This is a genomic window from Corynebacterium felinum, assembly GCF_030408755.1.
GTDB classification, from domain to species: Bacteria; Actinomycetota; Actinomycetes; order Mycobacteriales; family Mycobacteriaceae; genus Corynebacterium; species Corynebacterium felinum.
Genome location: NZ_CP047209.1, coordinates 3079756 through 3102046, shown reverse-complemented (window position 1 = coordinate 3102046; position 22291 = coordinate 3079756). Strand labels below are relative to the sequence as shown.

Here is a 22291-nt window from a genome sequence, read left to right as displayed (position 1 = left end):
GTGAGGGCCGATGGGAAACTATCAGTTAGAGATAGAGCACGTGCTACCTGCAAAACCGCAGGTCAGATTTTGCCCACTGTGCTGAAACTCTAACTATTAAATATGAATCAATCTCGACGCATTCATAGGCACATAGATATTCAGGACAAGGGGGGGGATCCCCCCTGCCGATTAGGCAACAACGGTGGGCTTAAAGGATCTCAACCGCAATGAATTGCTCACCACAAACACCGAAGACAAAGCCATGGCAGCACCAGCCAACATGGGATTGAGCAAGCCCATGGCAGCAACAGGAATAAGCACAACGTTGTAGGCAAAAGCCCAAAACAGATTCACTTGAATGGTGCGCAATGTAGCCCGCGAGAGACGGATAGCATCCACAATGCCCAAAGGCTCCGAGTGCATCAACGTAATATCGCTGGCTTCGATCGCCACATCCGTGCCCGCGCCCATCGCCAGCCCCAAATCCGCCTGAGCGAGTGCCGCGGCGTCATTAATGCCATCACCGACCATCGCCACAATCGTGCCCTGCTGCTGCAGCTTGTTCACCGCAGCAACCTTCTCAGCAGGCAATACGTGGGCTGTGACATCCGATTCCGCAATACCGACCGCGCGGGCAACGGCATGCGCGGCACCAGCGTTATCGCCTGTGAGAAGAAGCGGGCGAAGCCCGAGATCTTTCAGCGCGGCGATAGCCTTTTTCGCGGATTCTTTTGGCTGGTCCGCAAGCACAATCATGCCCGCTACTGCACCGTCTAGGCGCACGAGCACGCAGGTGTGTCCAGCAGCTTCCGCAGCGTTAACGGCGTCTTTCATGGTGTCTGGCTGGGTGGGTTTGCCCACCATAACCCGCCTGCCCTGAACCGTGGCGCTGATCCCAACACCTGGGGTGGTGGAGAAATCAGTTGCTTCTTGTAGCACGTTCTGGCTGCGCGCATGAGCAACGATCGCCTGTGCGATAGGGTGTTCCGAGCCGTGCTCCACCGCAGCAGCGAGCCCGAGAAGCTCATTGGCGCTCAGCGGCGAATTGGTGGCTGGGACAACATCGATAACACTCATGGTTCCGGTGGTGATGGTTCCGGTCTTATCCAACACAATGTGGGTGACACGCTTTGTGTTTTCCAGCACCTCAGGTCCCTTAATGAGCAAACCTAGCTGGGCACCGCGCCCAGAGCCCACCAGCAGCGCAGTGGGGGTTGCAAGTCCCAACGCACATGGGCATGCGATGATCAGCACGGCAACAGCTGCGGTAAAGGCATCCGCGGTCGGGGAAGCGAACACATACAGGTGGGTGAGCAGGGTGGCTAGTGCAATGAAAACGACGGCGGGCACAAAGAACTGGGAGATGGTATCGGCAAGTTTCTGCACAGGTGCTTTCTTCGATTGCGCTTCCAGTACCAGCTTCGCCATCTGCGCCAAAGCGGTATCGGCCCCCACTTTGGTGGCACGCACCTTCAGCAACCCTGACGTGTTCATCGTCGCCCCAAACACCGTGCTGCCCTCAGTGACCTCCACTGGCACCGATTCACCGGTGAGCATCGATTGATCCACGCCGGATGCACCTGCGATTACGACTCCGTCGGTGCTAATTTTCTCCCCCGGGCGCACGACGAAAACATCGCCCACGTGCACCTGGTCGATCGGGGTGAGCTTTTCGACGCCGTCGACAAGCACCCGCGCCTGCTTCGCGCCGGAGTCTAGCAGCGCCCGCAGCGCCTGGGAACTACGCCCTTTTGCGCGTGTTTCAAACCACCGTCCCAGCAGTAAAAACACCAACACCATGGCGGTGGATTCGAGATAGATTTGATCGGTGCCGGCGTGGGCGTGCGCGGAGAAGCTCATGTGCATCCGCATGTGATTGTCGCCAGCAGTGCCGAAAAATAGTGCCCAGACGCTCCAGAAAAATGCCGCGGAGGTGCCCAACGACACCAAGGTGTCCATGGTGAAGCTGCCGTGGCGAAGGTTTTTTAGCGCCGCAGTGTGAAATGGCGCGCCCCCGTAGAAAAACACAGGAGCGCTCAGTGCGAAGCACAGCCACTGCCAATTATCGAATTGCAGTTGGTGGAACATTGACAACAGGAACACCGGCGTGGCGAGCAGTGCGGAAATGATCAGCCGCTTCTTGATGCTGTCTGCGTGCGCATCGCGGGCTTGATCCTGCTCACTCACGGTATCGGGGGTCGCATCGACAGTGTCGGGGAGTTCGGGGCTGAGCTCGAAGGCATCGTAGCCGGCATCCTGAATGACGTGGATGAGCCGAGCACGATCGATGAGCTGAGGGTCGAAACGTACAAAGGCGGTTTCTGTGGCGAAGTTGACGGTTGCCTCAACCCCCTCCAATTTATTGAGTTTGCGCTGCACCCGGCTAGAGCAGGAGGTGCACGTCATGCCTGTTACCCCAAAATCGGCCTCGTCAAAGGCCTGAGTCGTGGTGTCCATGTAGTCCTTTCGCACATCGGTTTATTACAACCGGCACTTCGGTCACTGTACTGAATAAATCCTAGACTCAAAGCACAAAGCCACCGCACAACCATCCCCCCCGCAGCAGCAATGCTGCGCACCTAGAGGGTTGTACGACGGCATTGTGGGGAAACAGCGCATGCCCACATGAGATGCCACAAGCGCGAAATAAATGTGGGTTGTCACACCTGTCCTACTGCTTCAAACTGAAACCAGCCTCAGTGACTGCGGCAAGAACATCAGCGTCCGAAAAATCTTCGCCGGTGATTGTGACTCGGCCCGTTTCCAAATCCACATCAACGCCTTGAGCGCCGGGAATCTCGTTGATTTCCTCGGTAACCGAAGCGACGCAGTGCTGGCAGGTCATGCCCTCAACGTAGTAGTTTTTGGTCATAATTGATAACGTCCTTTCACGTTTTAGGGATTACGTATCCCCTTCAGGGGTGGAAGCAGTTCTGCCCACACGCCCACTTTTAGAATATGCTTAGGGCTGTGTTACTGAATTAGAACACAGAAAAGTACGAAAAAGGAGTTTAATTCCCAATGGCACTCATTGATGTAACCGAAGACACATTTGAGGCAACTGTTGATGCCCCAGGTATCGTTCTCGTGGATTGCTGGGCTGAGTGGTGCGGGCCGTGCCGCAGTTTCTTGCCTATTTACACCAAGGCTGCGGAAAAGCACGAGGACATTACTTTTGCCAAGCTCAACACTGAAGAAAACCAAGGTTTAGCTGCAGCATTACAGATCATGTCCATTCCTACTTTGATGATCTTCCGCGATGGTATTTTGGTTTTCCGCGAGTCCGGTGCGCTGCCAGCAGCGGCCCTGGACGATTTGATCGCGCAGGTACGCGCTCTTGATATGGATGAGGTCCGCCGCCAGATCGAGGCGGAGCAGCAGTAACCCCGTGTGGAAAAATGCCCACCCCCTGTGGGCATTTTTGCTATTAGACTTGGGGGTACATATGCCCACGAGTTGAAGAAAGTAGGCCGCATATTATGGCAAACCCATTAAGCAAGGGCTGGAAGTATCTCACCTCAGCATTGGACGCGAAGATTGACGAAAACGCCGACCCGAAGGTGCAGATCCAACAAGCCGTGAATGCGGCCAAGCAAGCGCACCAGGAAATCGCTAAGCAAGCCGCAGCTGTGATTGGTAACAAGAATCAGTTGGAAATGAAACTGAATCGCCTGATTCAGGATCAGCAGAAGCTGCAGGAAAACGCACGCCAGGCTATTACGTTGGCTGATCAGGCGCAGGCTGCGGGCGATAGTGAGAAGGTGGGAACGTTCACTCAAACAGCTGAGGTGTATGCCACCCAGTTGGTCAGTGTGGAAGAAGAGCTGGAAAATACTAAGGCTTTGCATCAGCAGGCTGTTCAGAATGCGGAAGCCGCGAAGGTGCAGCTGCAGCAGTCTGAGGCGCGTTTGACCCAGCAGTTGGCCGAAGCTGAGCAGCTGATGCGTCAGGCGCAGCAGGCGAAGATGCAGGAGTCTGCCACCAAAGCTATGGATCATATGGCGGAATTTACGGTGGATGATAATGTGCCCACGCTTGATAGTGTGCGTGCAAAGATTGAGTCCCGTTACGCTCATGCCCTCGGTGCCCAGGAATTGATGGAGGGCAGCATGGGCGAGCGTATGGCTGAGATCGATGCTGCTGGTACTGATATGAAGGCGAATGCTCGTCTTGATGAGATCCGGGCGCAGATGGCAAGTGAAACTAAGCAGTTGGAAGAAGACAAGCGCCAGCAGGCTCTTGAGGCTGCGGATGAGGTTCTAGCTGAGGCGAATGCCGAGCAGGAGGCAGCGGCCGAGTCTGACGCGGATGCACCAGCTCAGGCTGAATCGCAGGAGACCAACGAGTCTAAGGAATCTTAATCCCTCGCCATATCCCCCCTCATGCATGTCAAACGCCTTGCGGTGACTGCCCCCATACATTCCCACTTTTCATGGTGGGAAGTGACGGGGAGTGGTCACCGCAAGGCGTTCGTGTTTTAGTTGAACTTATTGTTGATTAATACCCCGCGGATTCCTGAGTGGAAACCATCGCGGAGGTTGACGCGCTGGGTTTCGGTCAGGGTGTATTCGTGGAGTGTTTCGCAGGCGAATTGCAGCAGTGGGCGATCGATTTCTGGGGGAAGCCCGCCACCGGAGAGTAGATGTGCGGAATCGCGCTGTTCACTGGTGGCGGCGTTTTCGTACCACCAGATTGCGTATTGCTGTCCCACATCGAATGGTGTGAGGAATCCTGCAGAGGTCCATACTTCGTTGGGGAGTGGGACGTAGCGGGAGCGCAGCTTACGCCGTGGGGCCATCATGGATGGGTTTGGTGCGGGGCGCTTTGGCTGTGTCTCTTCGCATTCTGTCACCGATACGTGGGTGATTTCTTCCACCGTTGTGCTGGTGACAGTAATGGAGTGAACGGTTTCGCATTCTCGCTCCGTGTCCGCTGCCGCTACCGGTGTTGGTTTGGGTGTAGGCGTTGGTTTCGGTTCGGCGCAGTGTTTGTGTTGCGTATCCGATTGCGTCGATTCTTTGGAGGCTGATTTGGCCATATCCATGGGGGTGCGGGCAACGACGGTGGAGTCGGTGCTGTTTACCCTGTGGAGGTTGTTTGGTTCGGGTTTTGGCTCTGCTTTCTGCTGTTCGCTCAGGCGAGGCAGGTCGGCAGGTGTGACTGTGCGTGCCGGTTTGTGTGCAGTCGCTTTCGGTTGTGGTTGCGTGGTGCGTTCGTCGGCAGCAGGGCATGAATCGATTGCTTCGCCCTCGTCGTCCTTGCGGGTATCGCATGGGGTGTCGCAGTCGTCGTTGTCCAAGGAAGATTTGGGGACAACAACAGCGGAGGAGTCGGGGAACTTTGGTTTCTCCAGTTCTTCCAGCGCTTCGAGGTCTTCGACGGTTTCGAGGTCCTCGTCGGTGGGAATCCGCGGAGGGAGGGGTCCTTCGAGAACTTCGATCTGCATGCAATCTTCGAAGTCGAGTCGCGGGTCGAGGATATTGGTGGAGTCGCAGGCGTGCCTTAAGGCAGAGGACATGGAGTCCCAGCCGAATCCGTAGAGGTGTACTCGGATTCCATGGTTGACGGCTTCTTGTACGCCGGGGATCATGTCGGCGTCCCCAGAGACGAGAACGATGTCGGTGACGTCGCGACGAACGGCTGAGAGCACCATGTCGGCGACGAGTCGGGTATCGACTGCTTTCTGGGTGCGGCGTTCCCCCCATTCGATGAGTTGACCTGCGCGAAGTTGTACTCCGTCGCAGGTGCGTAGTGCGCGCTGGTAGCGGTGTGGGCCGGTATCGGGGATGCCGTCGTACCAGTATTGGCGGTGGACTGGTTGCCCTAAATGTTGTTGCACCATGCTCCCCAAAACACGAACGACTTCGGGAAGGTCAATTTCTAATTGCGCGCGTGCTCCTGTCTCCCATGAGTTGTAAAAGCTCGCGAGGAGATAAGAGGTGTCAACATAAATGTGTGTGCGTTCAAGCATGGCTCCTGATATTTCTTTCGTTTCATATGGTGATAACTAATGTTTGTTCATTATCAAGAATGCCTTATTACAGGGTGGAAGTCGATACAGTTCGATAAACCGGCTGTTGATTGGGGGTGTAAAAGGTGGGGTTGAGGCCTGTGCGGTCGCTGTGGGGGTCGAGGGGAGTGGCTGTATGGGTGTGTGTCTTCGGTGATGTGCGGATTTTTCATATGCAGGCGTTGTTAGCGTTTCGACGCCGGTGCTATGGTTGGTTACATAAGTAACGAACCTACGAACCTAGGTTGTGTTGCTGACGCGAAGGGAAAGGAGGTGCCATGCGCTGATGGACGAGCAAACAGCACCCTTGTTTCGGCAAATTGCCACATTTATTGAAGACGCCATCGTCGACCGCTCCCTCAAGCCGGGGGAGCGTGCGCCAAGCACGAATGAATTGGCACGTTTCCACGCCATTAACCCCGCCACGGCCCGCAAGGGTTTGAGTTTGTTGGTGGAGATGAACATTGTGGAAAAGAGGCGGGGGTTGGGCATGTATGTCACCGCGCAGGCACGGGAGATCATTCTTGCTAGGCGGTCGGAGAGTTTCGCCGCTGACTATTTGGCCCCACTGGTGGATGAGGCTGTAAAGCTCGATATGTCTAGGGCTCATCTGCACGAATTACTTGATCGAGTTGCGGAAAGCCGCGGCCTTTATTCTTAGGAGTTGTTTTTTCATGACGAACACCAACCCGTGCATTGCAGCCCGTGCGGCATCGGTCGGCTATGGGCGCACTGTGGTGGTCAAAGACCTGAACTTGAGCCTTGACTATGGGCTGGTCCATGGGCTTATTGGTGCAAATGGTACAGGTAAAACCACAGTGTTACGTGCGCTTGCAGGCCAGATTGCAACCCAAGGCGAACTGACAGTGTTTGGTGAGAATCCCTTTGATAATCTGCGGGTGCTTGATCGCACTGTGCTGATGGGCATTGATGTTCCGCTGCCGACAGGCTGGCGAGTGGGCAAGATCTTTGCGCTTGCCAAGGCGCGGTGGTCGACCTGGGATGAAGACTATAAGGACGAGTTGGTCCATCTTTTCGAAATCCCGACAGATAAGCGCTACTCGCAGCTGTCGCGGGGGCAAAAATCCTGTGTGGGTATCGTGGTTGCGCTGGCCAGCTGCTGCGAACTCGTGCTGTTAGACGAACCCTATCTGGGGCTTGATGTGGACAAGCGCAAAAAGTTCTACACAGTCCTCGGCGAACACGCGGAGCGCACACGCTGCACTGTTGTGATCTCCACGCACCATGTCAATGAGGCGCAACCATTGCTCGATACCGTCACGCTTCTGGGCAGTGCACCGCTGAGCGGAATGGTCGGCGATATCGCAGAGGCATTCCTCGAAGTCAAAGGCACCGCCGCGCAAGTGCACAGCCTGTGCCAGGATGTGGGCATTGATGCCGACGTCGATACGCAGTCAGGTTTAGCAAAAGTTGTGCTCGACTTGCGCGGCGACCAGCAGCGTATCGACGCCGTCTACACCCACGCCGCCACCCTCGGGCTGCGCGTGAACCCCGCCAGCTTGGAACAAGCAGTGCTCACCGTCAGTGCCGATGAAGGGCAGAAACACCCATGAACACCACCTATATCCACCCAGATACCGGAAAACACCCACGTCTGCGCGCCCGCGCACCGCTGTCGCTGGCTATAAGCGGCAACGACATCTGGTACCTAGTGTTTTTGCCCCTGTTTACTGCCTCCATGATGATGCAAGATAACTGGCTGATCTACGGCGCACTCGTGATGCCGCTGTTCGGCCTCAGCGCCGCCATGGTTGCTCCCACCTACTACCGCAGCTTCGGATTCGGTATCGCAGCATGGCGACGCCACAGCACAATAAAAGCAACCTGTGCACTGCTTGTCTACCTGCCCGTCATAGTGCTGGCAGTCTACCTTGACTGGCCAGGGCGCTGGATAGGTCTAGCAGGACTCATCTGTGCCGCTGTCATGATCGCCTTCGTCGGCAAACCCAACCGCTACAGCGACTACAACTGGGAAGATAACCTATTTAGTGATGAAGAAGGCGAGACCGAAGACAGTGAGGAAGAGGAGCAACGCCTCAAGAAAGAACTGCAGCAAGCAGCAACGCAAAGCGCAGCAGAACTGGTGCTGCGCCCCATGCTCACCACTGTTTACCGCATACCGCTAATCGTGATTGCCTGCATGTTTGCACTACTTGCGTGCTGGGAGCTCATTCTCGTGGGCTTTGGTGGGCACGCGCCGGGTGCAGGCTTGGATAAGTGGGGTGCGTGGGCTGTGGTGTGGATCGTCATGATGGGCTTGCCACTGGCGGTAGATGAGCTGGCGACAAGCCTGAATACGTGGGTGGCATTTGGCGGCACGCGCGAGAAGTGGGCGAAAGCGCACCAACGCTGGTCACTGGCTCCAGCACTGGCAGGTGTCGCCGTGTGGGCGGTCTTCATGGGCTTGGAGCGGTTCTACCTCTCTGAACTCTATGCCGGCTTAGGCACGATGATTGGCAACGTCTACTTTATTGTGGGGTTTTTGTACGCGCCTGCGATCATGACCGTTCTGCGTATTTTCCCGCACCGGCGCTGGTTGGCGTACGTCGCTCTGATTGCGGTGGTGGTGCTGGCGAGCGGGCTGGGGTTTGTCCTTGGCGCGTGGGCGGGGCAGGTGTTTGTGGTTGCGCTGTATGTGTTGTGGTGGTTACGCGCATGCAAGATAAGTACATCAATGCCGGTGCTTAGTCTTTCTTAAGCGTGTCGACGGCGGGGTTGTTGTGGTCCCCAGTGTCATGGTTTCCTGCTGTGAGCTGGGGGTTTGTGTTTGTGTGGTGGGGTGTGTAAATTAATTCGAGTCGCCAAGAGCGACGGAAACAAAAATCACAGGTTGGTCTTAGGATTTTATGTGGTTTGTGTTGTTTGAGAACTCAATAGTGTGCCAATGTACTTTTGTTTTTTGTTTGGGTTGTTGGTTTTGTTGTTTGATGGTGGGTTTGGCCGGCAAGTGTGGCTTGCTTGTTAAATTGTTTGCTGTTGGATGACGGGATTGATGATTCGATTCTTTTGCCTTCCCCGTTTTTTGCCCCGTCGGGTTGGGGGAGGTTGTTGTCTTTTTTTGTTTTTTTCAATCATTTTCGCATGGTGCCTGGCTTTTGGGTTGGGTGTTGTGTGGGCTGGTTGTTTGTTTTTTTGCCGGTTTGGTTGGGCTTTTCACGAGCCTTGGGCAGGAATAGTTTTTGTTCTTGTTTTTTGTGGAGAGTTTGATCCTGGCTCAGGACGAACGCTGGCGGCGTGCTTAACACATGCAAGTCGAACGGAAAGGCCTCAGCTTTTGTTGGGGTGCTCGAGTGGCGAACGGGTGAGTAACACGTGGGTGATCTGCCTCGTACTTCGGGATAAGCTTGGGAAACTGGGTCTAATACCGGATAGGACCATCATTTAGTGTTGGTGGTGGAAAGTTTTTTCGGTACGAGATGAGCCCGCGGCCTATCAGCTTGTTGGTGGGGTAATGGCCTACCAAGGCGTCGACGGGTAGCCGGCCTGAGAGGGTGGACGGCCACATTGGGACTGAGATACGGCCCAGACTCCTACGGGAGGCAGCAGTGGGGAATATTGCACAATGGGCGCAAGCCTGATGCAGCGACGCCGCGTGGGGGATGACGGCCTTCGGGTTGTAAACCTCTTTCGACAGGGACGAAGCTTTTGTGACGGTACCTGTATAAGAAGCACCGGCTAACTACGTGCCAGCAGCCGCGGTAATACGTAGGGTGCAAGCGTTGTCCGGAATTACTGGGCGTAAAGAGCTCGTAGGTGGTTTGTCGCGTCGTCTGTGAAATACCGGGGCTTAACTCCGGAGCTGCAGGCGATACGGGCATAACTTGAGTGCTGTAGGGGAGACTGGAATTCCTGGTGTAGCGGTGGAATGCGCAGATATCAGGAGGAACACCGATGGCGAAGGCAGGTCTCTGGGCAGTAACTGACGCTGAGGAGCGAAAGCATGGGGAGCGAACAGGATTAGATACCCTGGTAGTCCATGCCGTAAACGGTGGGCGCTAGGTGTAGGGGTCTTCCACGACTTCTGTGCCGTAGCTAACGCATTAAGCGCCCCGCCTGGGGAGTACGGCCGCAAGGCTAAAACTCAAAGGAATTGACGGGGGCCCGCACAAGCGGCGGAGCATGTGGATTAATTCGATGCAACGCGAAGAACCTTACCTGGGCTTGACATATACAGGACGGCTGCAGAGATGTAGTTTCCCTTGTGGTCTGTATACAGGTGGTGCATGGTTGTCGTCAGCTCGTGTCGTGAGATGTTGGGTTAAGTCCCGCAACGAGCGCAACCCTTGTCTTATGTTGCCAGCACGTTATGGTGGGGACTCATGAGAGACTGCCGGGGTTAACTCGGAGGAAGGTGGGGATGACGTCAAATCATCATGCCCCTTATGTCCAGGGCTTCACACATGCTACAATGGTCGGTACAACGCGTTGCCAGCCCGTGAGGGTGAGCGAATCGCTGAAAGCCTCAGTTCGGATTGGGTCTGCAACTCGACCCCATGAAGTCGGAGTCGCTAGTAATCGCAGATCAGCAACGCTGCGGTGAATACGTTCCCGGGCCTTGTACACACCGCCCGTCACGTCATGAAAGTTGGTAACACCCGAAGCCAGTGGCCTAACCTTTTGGGAGGAGCTGTCGAAGGTGGGATCGGCGATTGGGACGAAGTCGTAACAAGGTAGCCGTACCGGAAGGTGCGGCTGGATCACCTCCTTTCTAAGGAGCTTTTTGTTTCACACAGTTGTGTGAGCTCTATATTTTTTATAAATCCGGGTGGAGCAAACCCGCTTTGTGTGTGATCAGATATCACACGGGGTAACAAAATTGTGATACTTCAAGCAAAAAAATTATATGTGTGTGTTGGCATGCTGTTGGGTGTCTGGGATGACATGTGTGTTTTCCTGGTGGCCGATATCAGTAATTGCTGTGGCTCCTTGTGGGGGTTGTGGTGGTGGTTGGTGTTGGTGTGTTGTGTGAGAACTGTATAGTGGACGCGAGCATTTTTATCTTTATTCTTAATTTTTTTTGATGACAGATGTTCACACACTCTCTTTTTTGTGTGTGGTGTTTGTTTGTCTTAGTGTTTTTTGTCATTTTGGTGTGTTGTTTGAGTAAGAGCACACGGTGGATGCCTTGGCATGCTAAGCCGATGAAGGACGTGTAAGGCTGCGTTAAGCCTCGGGGAGTTGCCAATAGAGCGTTGATCCGAGGGTGTCCGAATGGGGAAACCTGGCTGCAGTTATGTGTAGTTACCCACTAGTGAATTCATAGCTGGTGTGGGGGTTTACGCGGGGAAGTGAAACATCTCAGTACCCGCAGGAGAAGAAAACAATTGTGATTCCGCTAGTAGTGGCGAGCGAACGTGGATGAGGCTAAACCGTATGCGTGTGATACCTGGCAGGGGTTGCGTGTGCGGGGTCGTGGGGTTTGACTTTCTAGGTGCTGTCACACCTGGGCATAATTTATGATGTGTTAGCGGAAGTGGTGTGGAATCGCCCACTGTAGAAGGTGAGAGTCCTGTACGTGAAAGCATGTTGTGTTGTGTTGTTGGATACCCGAGTAGCAGCGGGCTCGTGGAATCTGCTGTGAATTTGCCGGGACCACCCGGTAAGCCTAAATACTTAGTGTGACCGATAGCGGATCAAGTACCGTGAGGGAATGGTGAAAAGTACCCCGGGAGGGGAGTGAAATAGTACCTGAAACCGTGTGCTTACAATCCGTCAGAGCCTGATTTGTTTGGGTGATGGCGTGCCTTTTGAAGAATGAGCCTGCGAGTCAGCGGCATGTCGCGAGGTTAACCAGTGTTGGGTAGCCGTAGCGAAAGCGAATCCTAATGAGGGTGAGTTAGTGGCATGTCCTGGACCCGAAGCGGGGTGATCTACCCATGGCCAGTGTGAAGCAGCAGTAAGATGCTGTGGAGGCGCGAACCCACTTAGGTTGAAAACTGAGGGGATGAGCTGTGGGTAGGGGTGAAAGGCCAATCAAACTCCGTGATAGCTGGTTCTCCCCGAAATGCATTTAGGTGCAGCGTCGTGTGTTTCTTCCTGGAGGTAGAGCTACTGGTTGGTTGAGCGGGACCACAATCTTAGCAATGTCAGCCAAACTCCGAATGCCGGTGAAGTTAGAGCACGGCAGTGAGACTGCGGGGGATAAGCTCCGTTGGTCGAGAGGGAAACAGCCCAGATCGCCGGTTAAGGCCCCTAAGAGTGTACTAAGTGGGAAAGGATGTGGGATCGCGAAGACAGCCAGGAGGTTGGCTTAGAAGCAGCCATCCTTGAAAGAGTGCGTAATAGCTCACTGGTCGAGTGGTTCTGCGCCGACAATGTAGCGGGGCTCAAGTACACCGCCGAAGCCGCGGCAATCAACTCCTTTTGGGGTTGGTTGGGTAGGGGAGCGTCGTGCACGTGTTGAAGCACCCGGGTAACCGCTGGTGTGGAATGTGTGCGAGTGAGAATGCAGGCATGAGTAACGAATGACATGTGAGAAACATGTCCGCCGGATGACTAAGGGTTCCTGGGTCAAGCTAATCTTCCCAGGGTGAGTCGGGACCTAAGGCGAGGCCGACAGGCGTAGTCGATGGACAACCAGTTGATATTCTGGTACCCGTATATGCGCGCCCAATGATGAATCCATGATACTAACCACCCACAAACACACTGATTACTACTTGTAGTGTTGGTGTGCGCGTGCGTGGGATCTGAGTGGGTAGTAGTCAAGTGATGGGGTGACGCAGGAAGGTAGCCAAGCCACTTAGTGGATTGTGGTGTAAGCGTGTGGCCCGCAGAATAGGCAAATCCGTTCTGCATAGAAGGGTGAGGCGTGATGCGTACCCACATGTGTGTGGGGATGTTGGTGATCCTATGCTGCCGAGAAAAGCCTCTAGCGAGTGCATATATGGCCCGTACCCATAACCGACACAGGTGGTCAGGTAGAGAATACTAAGGCGTTCGGGTGAACTGTGGTTAAGGAACTCGGCAAAATGCCCCCGTAACTTCGGGAGAAGGGGGACCACTGCTGGTGACAAACTGGTTGAGCTGGTGGTGGTCGCAGAGAATAGAGGGAAGCGACTGTTTATTAAAAACACAGGTCCGTGCGAAAACGTGGAAGTTGATGTATACGGACTGACGCCTGCCCGGTGCTGGAAGGTTAAGAGGACCTGTTAGCAACACTTGTGTTGCGAAGCGGAGAATTTAAGCCCCAGTAAACGGCGGTGGTAACTATAACCATCCTAAGGTAGCGAAATTCCTTGTCGGGTAAGTTCCGACCTGCACGAATGGCGTAACGACTTCCCTGCTGTCTCAACCACAGGCCCGGTGAAATTGCACTACGAGTAAAGATGCTCGTTACGCGCGGCAGGACGAAAAGACCCCGGGACCTTCACTATAGCTTGGTATTGGTGTTTGGTTCGGTTTGTGTAGGATAGGTGGGAGACTAGGAAACCGCATCGCTAGGTGTGGTGGAGTCGTTGTTGAAATACCACTCTGATCGGATTGAGCACCTTAACCTTGGCCCATGATCTGGGTTGGGGACAGTGCCTGGTGGGTAGTTTAACTGGGGCGGTTGCCTCCTAAAAAGTAACGGAGGCGCCCAAAGGTTCCCTCAGCCTGGTTGGCAATCAGGTGTTGAGTGTAAGTGCACAAGGGAGCTTGACTGTGAGAGTGACAACTCAAGCAGGTACGAAAGTAGGGACTAGTGATCCGGCACCTACGAGTGGAAGTGGTGTCGCTCAACGGATAAAAGGTACCCCGGGGATAACAGGCTGATCTTCCCCAAGAGTCCATATCGACGGGATGGTTTGGCACCTCGATGTCGGCTCGTCGCATCCTGGGGCTGGAGTAGGTCCCAAGGGTTGGGCTGTTCGCCCATTAAAGCGGCACGCGAGCTGGGTTTAGAACGTCGTGAGACAGTTCGGTCTCTATCCGCCGCGCGCGTTGAAACTTGAAGAAAGCTGTCCCTAGTACGAGAGGACCGGGACGGACGTACCTCTAGTGTGCCAGTTGTCACGCCAGTGGCATAGCTGGTTAGCTACGTACGGAAGGGATAACCGCTGAAAGCATCTAAGCGGGAAGCCTGTTCTAAGATGAGGTTTCACTTGAGGTGCCCGGAAGACTACCGGGTTGATAGGCCAGAGTTGCAAACACAGCAATGTGAGAAGACGACTGGTACTAATACACCAACAAACAACCCCCAAAACAAAACACAAAACACAACAAACAAAACACAACACCGCGTCCACTACACAGTCACTGACACAACACAAACACCCCAAAAACACACACAACCCAAAAAAATGTGTCGGTGGTCATAGCGTCGGGGACACGCCCGGTCCCATTCCGAACCCGGAAGCTAAGCCCGACAGCGCTGATGGTACTGCAAACGGGAGTTTGTGGGAGAGTAAGACACCGCCGACCAAAAACTTCACAACAAAAGCCCACCCCCACCAAAGGGTGGGCTTTTCACATATCCACTATAAAAACATCAGACGACTTAAAATCGAGTGCACATTACCCCCGCACTCGATTTTTCCGTCTGAGAAAAAATATTTAATAGAAAATGGGATAGCCACTTACTCTAATAACATTCTTATTTCTTTTTGTTTGGTCTCTCAATTAATTCGGGGGTGAAAAATAATGTGTGACACAGACACATATGTGGAAATAGGTAGGCTGCATGGCACCTGCAGTCAATCAAGGAATGGAGGAGAGAATGAAGAAGCTCTCAACCCTTTTCGTGTCCATCGCAACTGCTACCTCTTTGGGTTTCGCTGCCGCGCCAGCAATGGCTCAAGAAGAACCAGTGGCAGTTGAGCAAACCAGCAAGGACCGTTCTTCGGCCCGCGGTTCCGCTGATCGGAACTTGAGCTCCAAGTTGAGTTCGACTTTGTCTGATAACCCTACGAGCGCTCGCCTCTCGGCAAGCAACTCGTCGGTGATTCGATTCTTCGATTTCATTACTAAGAAGGTTCGCGAACTGATCAACAAGGTCATCAACTGGGTCCAGGGCAAGTCGTCCTAGCGGTTTTGTAAGTATCGCCATGCGCCTTTCTGCATAAGCAGAAAGGCGCATGATCTGTTTCACCACCTTTTAACGCTTTGACCTTTGTGTTTGTGTATGTGTGTTGGGGTGTGTAGATTAATACGAGTCGCCGCGACAGACGGTATCTTCCAAGTTGGTGAAGATAGTTTGTTTGGTTGTGGTGGTTGAATACGATTCCATTGTTTAACAGCTTCCTTGTGTGGGGGTTGGTTGTGATGGTTTGTGTTGTTTGAGAACTCAATAGTGTGCCAATGTACTTTTGTTTTTTGTTTGGGTTGTTGGTTTTGTTGTTTGATGGTGGGTTTGGCCGGCAAGTGTGGCTTGCTTGTTAAATTGTTTGCTGTTGGATGACGGGATTGATGATTCGATTCTTTTGCCTTCCCCGTTTTTTGCCCCGTCGGGTTGGGGGAGGTTGTTGTCTTTTTTTGTTTTTTTCAATCATTTTCGCATGGTGCCTGGCTTTTGGGTTGGGTGTTGTGTGGGCTGGTTGTTTGTTTTTTTGCCGGTTTGGTTGGGCTTTTCACGAGCCTTGGGCAGGAATAGTTTTTGTTCTTGTTTTTTGTGGAGAGTTTGATCCTGGCTCAGGACGAACGCTGGCGGCGTGCTTAACACATGCAAGTCGAACGGAAAGGCCTCAGCTTTTGTTGGGGTGCTCGAGTGGCGAACGGGTGAGTAACACGTGGGTGATCTGCCTCGTACTTCGGGATAAGCTTGGGAAACTGGGTCTAATACCGGATAGGACCATCATTTAGTGTTGGTGGTGGAAAGTTTTTTCGGTACGAGATGAGCCCGCGGCCTATCAGCTTGTTGGTGGGGTAATGGCCTACCAAGGCGTCGACGGGTAGCCGGCCTGAGAGGGTGGACGGCCACATTGGGACTGAGATACGGCCCAGACTCCTACGGGAGGCAGCAGTGGGGAATATTGCACAATGGGCGCAAGCCTGATGCAGCGACGCCGCGTGGGGGATGACGGCCTTCGGGTTGTAAACCTCTTTCGACAGGGACGAAGCTTTTGTGACGGTACCTGTATAAGAAGCACCGGCTAACTACGTGCCAGCAGCCGCGGTAATACGTAGGGTGCAAGCGTTGTCCGGAATTACTGGGCGTAAAGAGCTCGTAGGTGGTTTGTCGCGTCGTCTGTGAAATACCGGGGCTTAACTCCGGAGCTGCAGGCGATACGGGCATAACTTGAGTGCTGTAGGGGAGACTGGAATTCCTGGTGTAGCGGTGGAATGCGCAGATATCAGGAGGAACACCGATGGCGAAGGCAGGTCTCTGGGCAGTAACTGACGCTGAGGAGCGAAAGCATGGGGAGCGAACAGGATTAGATACCCTGGTAGTCCATGCCGTAAACGGTGGGCGCTAGGTGTAGGGGTCTTCCACGACTTCTGTGCCGTAGCTAACGCATTAAGCGCCCCGCCTGGGGAGTACGGCCGCAAGGCTAAAACTCAAAGGAATTGACGGGGGCCCGCACAAGCGGCGGAGCATGTGGATTAATTCGATGCAACGCGAAGAACCTTACCTGGGCTTGACATATACAGGACGGCTGCAGAGATGTAGTTTCCCTTGTGGTCTGTATACAGGTGGTGCATGGTTGTCGTCAGCTCGTGTCGTGAGATGTTGGGTTAAGTCCCGCAACGAGCGCAACCCTTGTCTTATGTTGCCAGCACGTTATGGTGGGGACTCATGAGAGACTGCCGGGGTTAACTCGGAGGAAGGTGGGGATGACGTCAAATCATCATGCCCCTTATGTCCAGGGCTTCACACATGCTACAATGGTCGGTACAACGCGTTGCCAGCCCGTGAGGGTGAGCGAATCGCTGAAAGCCTACTCTCAGTTCGGATTGGGTCTGCAACTCGACCCCATGAAGTCGGAGTCGCTAGTAATCGCAGATCAGCAACGCTGCGGTGAATACGTTCCCGGGCCTTGTACACACCGCCCGTCACGTCATGAAAGTTGGTAACACCCGAAGCCAGTGGCCTAACCTTTTGGGAGGAGCTGTCGAAGGTGGGATCGGCGATTGGGACGAAGTCGTAACAAGGTAGCCGTACCGGAAGGTGCGGCTGGATCACCTCCTTTCTAAGGAGCTTTTTGTTTCACACAGTTGTGTGAGCTCTATATTTTTTATAAATCCGGGTGGAGCAAACCCGCTTTGTGTGTGATCAGATATCACACGGGGTAACAAAATTGTGATACTTCAAGCAAAAAAATTATATGTGTGTGTTGGCATGCTGTTGGGTGTCTGGGATGACATGTGTGTTTTCCTGGTGGCCGATATCAGTAATTGCTGTGGCTCCTTGTGGGGGTTGTGGTGGTGGTTGGTGTTGGTGTGTTGTGTGAGAACTGTATAGTGGACGCGAGCATTTTTATCTTTATTCTTAAATTTTTTTTGATGACAGATGTTCACACACTCTCTTTTTTGTGTGTGGTGTTTGTTTGTCTTAGTGTTTTTTGTCATTTTGGTGTGTTGTTTGAGTAAGAGCACACGGTGGATGCCTTGGCATGCTAAGCCGATGAAGGACGTGTAAGGCTGCGTTAAGCCTCGGGGAGTTGCCAATAGAGCGTTGATCCGAGGGTGTCCGAATGGGGAAACCTGGCTGCAGTTATGTGTAGTTACCCACTAGTGAATTCATAGCTGGTGTGGGGGTTTACGCGGGGAAGTGAAACATCTCAGTACCCGCAGGAGAAGAAAACAATTGTGATTCCGCTAGTAGTGGCGAGCGAACGTGGATGAGGCTAAACCGTATGCGTGTGATACCTGGCAGGGGTTGCGTGTGCGGGGTCGTGGGGTTTGACTTTCTAGGTGCTGTCACACCTGGGCATAATTTATGATGTGTTAGCGGAAGTGGTGTGGAATCGCCCACTGTAGAAGGTGAGAGTCCTGTACGTGAAAGCATGTTGTGTTGTGTTGTTGGATACCCGAGTAGCAGCGGGCTCGTGGAATCTGCTGTGAATTTGCCGGGACCACCCGGTAAGCCTAAATACTTAGTGTGACCGATAGCGGATCAAGTACCGTGAGGGAATGGTGAAAAGTACCCCGGGAGGGGAGTGAAATAGTACCTGAAACCGTGTGCTTACAATCCGTCAGAGCCTGATTTGTTTGGGTGATGGCGTGCCTTTTGAAGAATGAGCCTGCGAGTCAGCGGCATGTCGCGAGGTTAACCAGTGTTGGGTAGCCGTAGCGAAAGCGAATCCTAATGAGGGTGAGTTAGTGGCATGTCCTGGACCCGAAGCGGGGTGATCTACCCATGGCCAGTGTGAAGCAGCAGTAAGATGCTGTGGAGGCGCGAACCCACTTAGGTTGAAAACTGAGGGGATGAGCTGTGGGTAGGGGTGAAAGGCCAATCAAACTCCGTGATAGCTGGTTCTCCCCGAAATGCATTTAGGTGCAGCGTCGTGTGTTTCTTCCTGGAGGTAGAGCTACTGGTTGGTTGAGCGGGACCACAATCTTAGCAATGTCAGCCAAACTCCGAATGCCGGTGAAGTTAGAGCACGGCAGTGAGACTGCGGGGGATAAGCTCCGTTGGTCGAGAGGGAAACAGCCCAGATCGCCGGTTAAGGCCCCTAAGAGTGTACTAAGTGGGAAAGGATGTGGGATCGCGAAGACAGCCAGGAGGTTGGCTTAGAAGCAGCCATCCTTGAAAGAGTGCGTAATAGCTCACTGGTCGAGTGGTTCTGCGCCGACAATGTAGCGGGGCTCAAGTACACCGCCGAAGCCGCGGCAATCAACTCCTTTTGGGGTTGGTTGGGTAGGGGAGCGTCGTGCACGTGTTGAAGCACCCGGGTAACCGCTGGTGTGGAATGTGTGCGAGTGAGAATGCAGGCATGAGTAACGAATGACATGTGAGAAACATGTCCGCCGGATGACTAAGGGTTCCTGGGTCAAGCTAATCTTCCCAGGGTGAGTCGGGACCTAAGGCGAGGCCGACAGGCGTAGTCGATGGACAACCAGTTGATATTCTGGTACCCGTATATGCGCGCCCAATGATGAATCCATGATACTAACCACCCACAAACACACTGATTACTACTTGTAGTGTTGGTGTGCGCGTGCGTGGGATCTGAGTGGGTAGTAGTCAAGTGATGGGGTGACGCAGGAAGGTAGCCAAGCCACTTAGTGGATTGTGGTGTAAGCGTGTGGCCCGCAGAATAGGCAAATCCGTTCTGCATAGAAGGGTGAGGCGTGATGCGTACCCACATGTGTGTGGGGATGTTGGTGATCCTATGCTGCCGAGAAAAGCCTCTAGCGAGTGCATATATGGCCCGTACCCATAACCGACACAGGTGGTCAGGTAGAGAATACTAAGGCGTTCGGGTGAACTGTGGTTAAGGAACTCGGCAAAATGCCCCCGTAACTTCGGGAGAAGGGGGACCACTGCTGGTGACAAACTGGTTGAGCTGGTGGTGGTCGCAGAGAATAGAGGGAAGCGACTGTTTATTAAAAACACAGGTCCGTGCGAAAACGTGGAAGTTGATGTATACGGACTGACGCCTGCCCGGTGCTGGAAGGTTAAGAGGACCTGTTAGCAACACTTGTGTTGCGAAGCGGAGAATTTAAGCCCCAGTAAACGGCGGTGGTAACTATAACCATCCTAAGGTAGCGAAATTCCTTGTCGGGTAAGTTCCGACCTGCACGAATGGCGTAACGACTTCCCTGCTGTCTCAACCACAGGCCCGGTGAAATTGCACTACGAGTAAAGATGCTCGTTACGCGCGGCAGGACGAAAAGACCCCGGGACCTTCACTATAGCTTGGTATTGGTGTTTGGTTCGGTTTGTGTAGGATAGGTGGGAGACTAGGAAACCGCATCGCTAGGTGTGGTGGAGTCGTTGTTGAAATACCACTCTGATCGGATTGAGCACCTTAACCTTGGCCCATGATCTGGGTTGGGGACAGTGCCTGGTGGGTAGTTTAACTGGGGCGGTTGCCTCCTAAAAAGTAACGGAGGCGCCCAAAGGTTCCCTCAGCCTGGTTGGCAATCAGGTGTTGAGTGTAAGTGCACAAGGGAGCTTGACTGTGAGAGTGACAACTCAAGCAGGTACGAAAGTAGGGACTAGTGATCCGGCACCTACGAGTGGAAGTGGTGTCGCTCAACGGATAAAAGGTACCCCGGGGATAACAGGCTGATCTTCCCCAAGAGTCCATATCGACGGGATGGTTTGGCACCTCGATGTCGGCTCGTCGCATCCTGGGGCTGGAGTAGGTCCCAAGGGTTGGGCTGTTCGCCCATTAAAGCGGCACGCGAGCTGGGTTTAGAACGTCGTGAGACAGTTCGGTCTCTATCCGCCGCGCGCGTTGAAACTTGAAGAAAGCTGTCCCTAGTACGAGAGGACCGGGACGGACGTACCTCTAGTGTGCCAGTTGTCACGCCAGTGGCATAGCTGGTTAGCTACGTACGGAAGGGATAACCGCTGAAAGCATCTAAGCGGGAAGCCTGTTCTAAGATGAGGTTTCACTTGAGGTGCCCGGAAGACTACCGGGTTGATAGGCCAGAGTTGCAAACACAGCAATGTGAGAAGACGACTGGTACTAATACACCAACAAACAACCCCAAAACAAAACACAAAACACAACAAACAAAACACAACACCGCGTCCACTACACAGTCACTGACACAACACAAACACCCACAACACACACAACCCAAAAAAATGTGTCGGTGGTCATAGCGTCGGGGACACGCCCGGTCCCATTCCGAACCCGGAAGCTAAGCCCGACAGCGCTGATGGTACTGCAAACGGGAGTTTGTGGGAGAGTAAGACACCGCCGACCAAAAACTTCAATCGAGTAGGGTGCCGGGTTTCCCGGCAGCCCTCTCACACCACCGTACGTGCGGTTCATCGCATACGGCGGTTCCTTACACCAATACAGAGTATTGACTGTGCTTATAGTTCCAATACGCCACGGCTGATACGAGGTTCTGGTCATTCCAATACGCATTAGTAAGCGTGGTTGTAAGCACCCACGAGCCAGCGATACGCCAGTAGGACTTACTGGTATTAGCCCACTCATAGGCCTTTTGTTTATCCACACCCAAGCGGCAGAGGTTCCGTATCCGCGTTCGGATACGTTTCCACTGCTTCCATACGCACATCCGCAGTCGACGACGAAGATGCTCATCCAGCCGGTTAAGAAACACCTTCGCATCCGCCAACGCGAAATAACCAAGCCATCCACGCAAATATTTGTTTAACCGGTCAATGCGATACTCCATCGACACCGACCACGATCTTGCCGTAAGCTCTTTCACTCGGGCTAAAACCCTCACCTTCGTGGCCTTAGTAAGTCGAAACCGATACTGATCACCACGAACCAGATAGAACCCATAGCCTAAAAGCTCCGCCTTAATCGCATGACAAATAGTGGACTTCTCCTGATTAACCCGCAGCTTTAACTTCCCCTCCAGAAACTTCCCAGACTGGGCAAGCGCACGCTGCGCAGCACGCTTGGAACGAACAAAGACCCGAATATCATCAGCATAACGAACAAACTTCGTGCCCTTAGATGCAAGATAATGATCAAAATCATCCAACATGATATTGCTCAACAACGGCGATAACGGTGACCCCTGCGGAGTCCCTGCATCACTACACCGAACAACACCATCAGCCATAATCCCAGCGTTTAAATACGCCCGAATAAGCTTCAACACGCGCTTATCGTCAACCTTACGAGCCACCCTCGACATCAACATGTCGTGATTAACCGTGTCGAAATACTTCGACAAATCAACCTCAACAACCCACACATACCCCTCGTTAAGAAACCCACGTGCGGTCTTTAACGCCATATGTGCGCTACGTTGAGGCCTGAAACCAAAAGACACAGGCACAAACCCCACATCAAAGATAGGCGTAAGTACCTGCGCGATCGCCTGACAAATCACACGATCAACAACAGTCGGAACACCAAGCATACGCCAACCACCCGAAGGCTTTAGGATCATCACCTCACGAACCGGCAACGGCTTATACGTTCCCGCGTCAAGACGCTCACGAATGCCACTCCAGTGTTCACGCAGATAAACGTCAATATCCTCAACACCTACCCCGTCCACACCAGCAGCACCCTTATTCGTCTTAACCCGCTCTAATGCAGTGCGGAGATTGCCACCTGAAAAGACTTGATCCCACAGATCAGCACCCGCACCAGTTGACACTTCCCCTACATCGGCAGACACACAACTAAGCACACCATGGCTATCGTCGGGATTCACCCTATCCTCCCCATAATGCCCACACACACGTGG

10 protein-coding genes and 6 rRNA genes are annotated in these 22291 nt (G+C 53.5%); 12 read left to right on the top strand and 4 right to left on the bottom strand.

What is annotated here, in order from left to right; translation table 11 throughout:
- Positions 1 to 171: 171 nt before the first annotated feature.
- The gene (locus CFELI_RS12985; protein ID WP_277104281.1) at positions 172 to 2439 is read right to left on the bottom strand and encodes a heavy metal translocating P-type ATPase; all 2268 of its coding nucleotides are present in this window, start codon (positions 2437 to 2439) and stop codon (positions 172 to 174) included.
- 214 nt (positions 2440 to 2653) lie between these two features.
- Positions 2654 to 2854, bottom strand: coding sequence for a heavy-metal-associated domain-containing protein (locus tag CFELI_RS12980; protein ID WP_277104282.1), 201 nt, complete (start codon positions 2852 to 2854; stop codon positions 2654 to 2656).
- Between the two features lie 149 nt (positions 2855 to 3003).
- Between CFELI_RS12980 and trxA the strand changes: the two genes are divergently transcribed.
- Both trxA and CFELI_RS12970 read left to right on the top strand, forming a co-directional pair.
- The gene (gene trxA, locus CFELI_RS12975) at positions 3004 to 3366 is read left to right on the top strand and encodes a thioredoxin (protein ID WP_277104283.1); all 363 of its coding nucleotides are present in this window, start codon (positions 3004 to 3006) and stop codon (positions 3364 to 3366) included.
- Positions 3367 to 3461: 95 nt separating this feature from the next.
- Positions 3462 to 4343: a PspA/IM30 family protein gene (locus CFELI_RS12970; protein ID WP_277104284.1), complete on the top strand. Its 882-nt coding sequence runs from the start codon at positions 3462 to 3464 to the stop codon at positions 4341 to 4343.
- A gap of 116 nt (positions 4344 to 4459) precedes the next feature.
- Here CFELI_RS12970 and CFELI_RS12965 read toward each other — a convergent pair whose 3' ends face one another.
- Complete coding sequence (locus tag CFELI_RS12965) at positions 4460 to 5953, bottom strand: NYN domain-containing protein (protein ID WP_277104285.1); 1494 nt, start codon at positions 5951 to 5953, stop codon at positions 4460 to 4462.
- 325 nt (positions 5954 to 6278) lie between these two features.
- On the opposite strand from CFELI_RS12965, the gene CFELI_RS12960 reads away from it, so the two are divergent.
- The 10 genes from CFELI_RS12960 to rrf (CFELI_RS12915) all read left to right on the top strand — a co-directional run bounded on the left by CFELI_RS12960 (position 6279) and on the right by rrf (CFELI_RS12915) (position 20814).
- Positions 6279 to 6653: a GntR family transcriptional regulator gene (locus CFELI_RS12960; RefSeq protein ID WP_277104286.1), complete on the top strand. Its 375-nt coding sequence runs from the start codon at positions 6279 to 6281 to the stop codon at positions 6651 to 6653.
- 13 nt (positions 6654 to 6666) lie between these two features.
- On the top strand, positions 6667 to 7566 hold the full coding sequence (locus CFELI_RS12955; RefSeq protein WP_277104287.1) for an AAA family ATPase: 900 nt from the start codon (positions 6667 to 6669) through the stop codon (positions 7564 to 7566).
- Positions 7563 to 8711, top strand: a complete 1149-nt coding sequence (locus tag CFELI_RS12950) for a hypothetical protein (protein WP_277104288.1) — start codon at positions 7563 to 7565, stop codon at positions 8709 to 8711. Before CFELI_RS12955 ends, CFELI_RS12950 begins: the two co-directional genes overlap by 4 nt.
- 493 nt (positions 8712 to 9204) lie before the next feature.
- Positions 9205 to 10721, top strand: a 16S ribosomal RNA gene (locus CFELI_RS12945).
- Positions 10722 to 11106: 385 nt separating this feature from the next.
- Positions 11107 to 14193 (top strand): 23S ribosomal RNA (locus tag CFELI_RS12940).
- 106 nt (positions 14194 to 14299) lie between these two features.
- Positions 14300 to 14416, top strand: a 5S ribosomal RNA gene (gene rrf, locus CFELI_RS12935).
- A 295-nt stretch (positions 14417 to 14711) separates the two neighbouring features.
- On the top strand, positions 14712 to 15020 hold the full coding sequence (locus tag CFELI_RS12930) for a hypothetical protein (RefSeq protein ID WP_277104462.1): 309 nt from the start codon (positions 14712 to 14714) through the stop codon (positions 15018 to 15020).
- Between the two features lie 579 nt (positions 15021 to 15599).
- Positions 15600 to 17121, top strand: a 16S ribosomal RNA gene (locus tag CFELI_RS12925).
- Positions 17122 to 17507: 386 nt separating this feature from the next.
- Positions 17508 to 20594, top strand: a 23S ribosomal RNA gene (locus CFELI_RS12920).
- Positions 20595 to 20697: 103 nt separating this feature from the next.
- A 5S ribosomal RNA gene (rrf, locus tag CFELI_RS12915) occupies positions 20698 to 20814 on the top strand.
- Together the 16S, 23S and 5S rRNA genes form the textbook arrangement of a ribosomal RNA operon.
- Positions 20815 to 20899: 85 nt before the next feature.
- Here rrf (CFELI_RS12915) and ltrA read toward each other — a convergent pair.
- On the bottom strand, positions 20900 to 22222 hold the full coding sequence (gene ltrA / locus CFELI_RS12910) for a group II intron reverse transcriptase/maturase (protein WP_290258975.1): 1323 nt from the start codon (positions 22220 to 22222) through the stop codon (positions 20900 to 20902).
- Positions 22223 to 22291: the final 69 nt, after the last annotated feature.

What these genes read in the sequence shown, in the direction of transcription:
- CFELI_RS12985 (WP_277104281.1), bottom strand. Translation starts at nt 2,439, where the DNA reads ATGGACACCACGACTCAGGCCTTTGACGAGGCCGATTTTGGGGTAACA.
- CFELI_RS12980 (WP_277104282.1), bottom strand. Translation starts at nt 2,854, where the DNA reads ATGACCAAAAACTACTACGTTGAGGGCATGACCTGCCAGCACTGCGTC.
- trxA (WP_277104283.1), top strand. Translation starts at nt 3,004, where the DNA reads ATGGCACTCATTGATGTAACCGAAGACACATTTGAGGCAACTGTTGAT.
- CFELI_RS12970 (WP_277104284.1), top strand. Translation starts at nt 3,462, where the DNA reads ATGGCAAACCCATTAAGCAAGGGCTGGAAGTATCTCACCTCAGCATTG.
- CFELI_RS12965 (WP_277104285.1), bottom strand. Translation starts at nt 5,953, where the DNA reads ATGCTTGAACGCACACACATTTATGTTGACACCTCTTATCTCCTCGCG.
- CFELI_RS12960 (WP_277104286.1), top strand. Translation starts at nt 6,279, where the DNA reads ATGGACGAGCAAACAGCACCCTTGTTTCGGCAAATTGCCACATTTATT.
- CFELI_RS12955 (WP_277104287.1), top strand. Translation starts at nt 6,667, where the DNA reads ATGACGAACACCAACCCGTGCATTGCAGCCCGTGCGGCATCGGTCGGC.
- CFELI_RS12950 (WP_277104288.1), top strand. Translation starts at nt 7,563, where the DNA reads ATGAACACCACCTATATCCACCCAGATACCGGAAAACACCCACGTCTG.
- CFELI_RS12930 (WP_277104462.1), top strand. Translation starts at nt 14,712, where the DNA reads ATGAAGAAGCTCTCAACCCTTTTCGTGTCCATCGCAACTGCTACCTCT.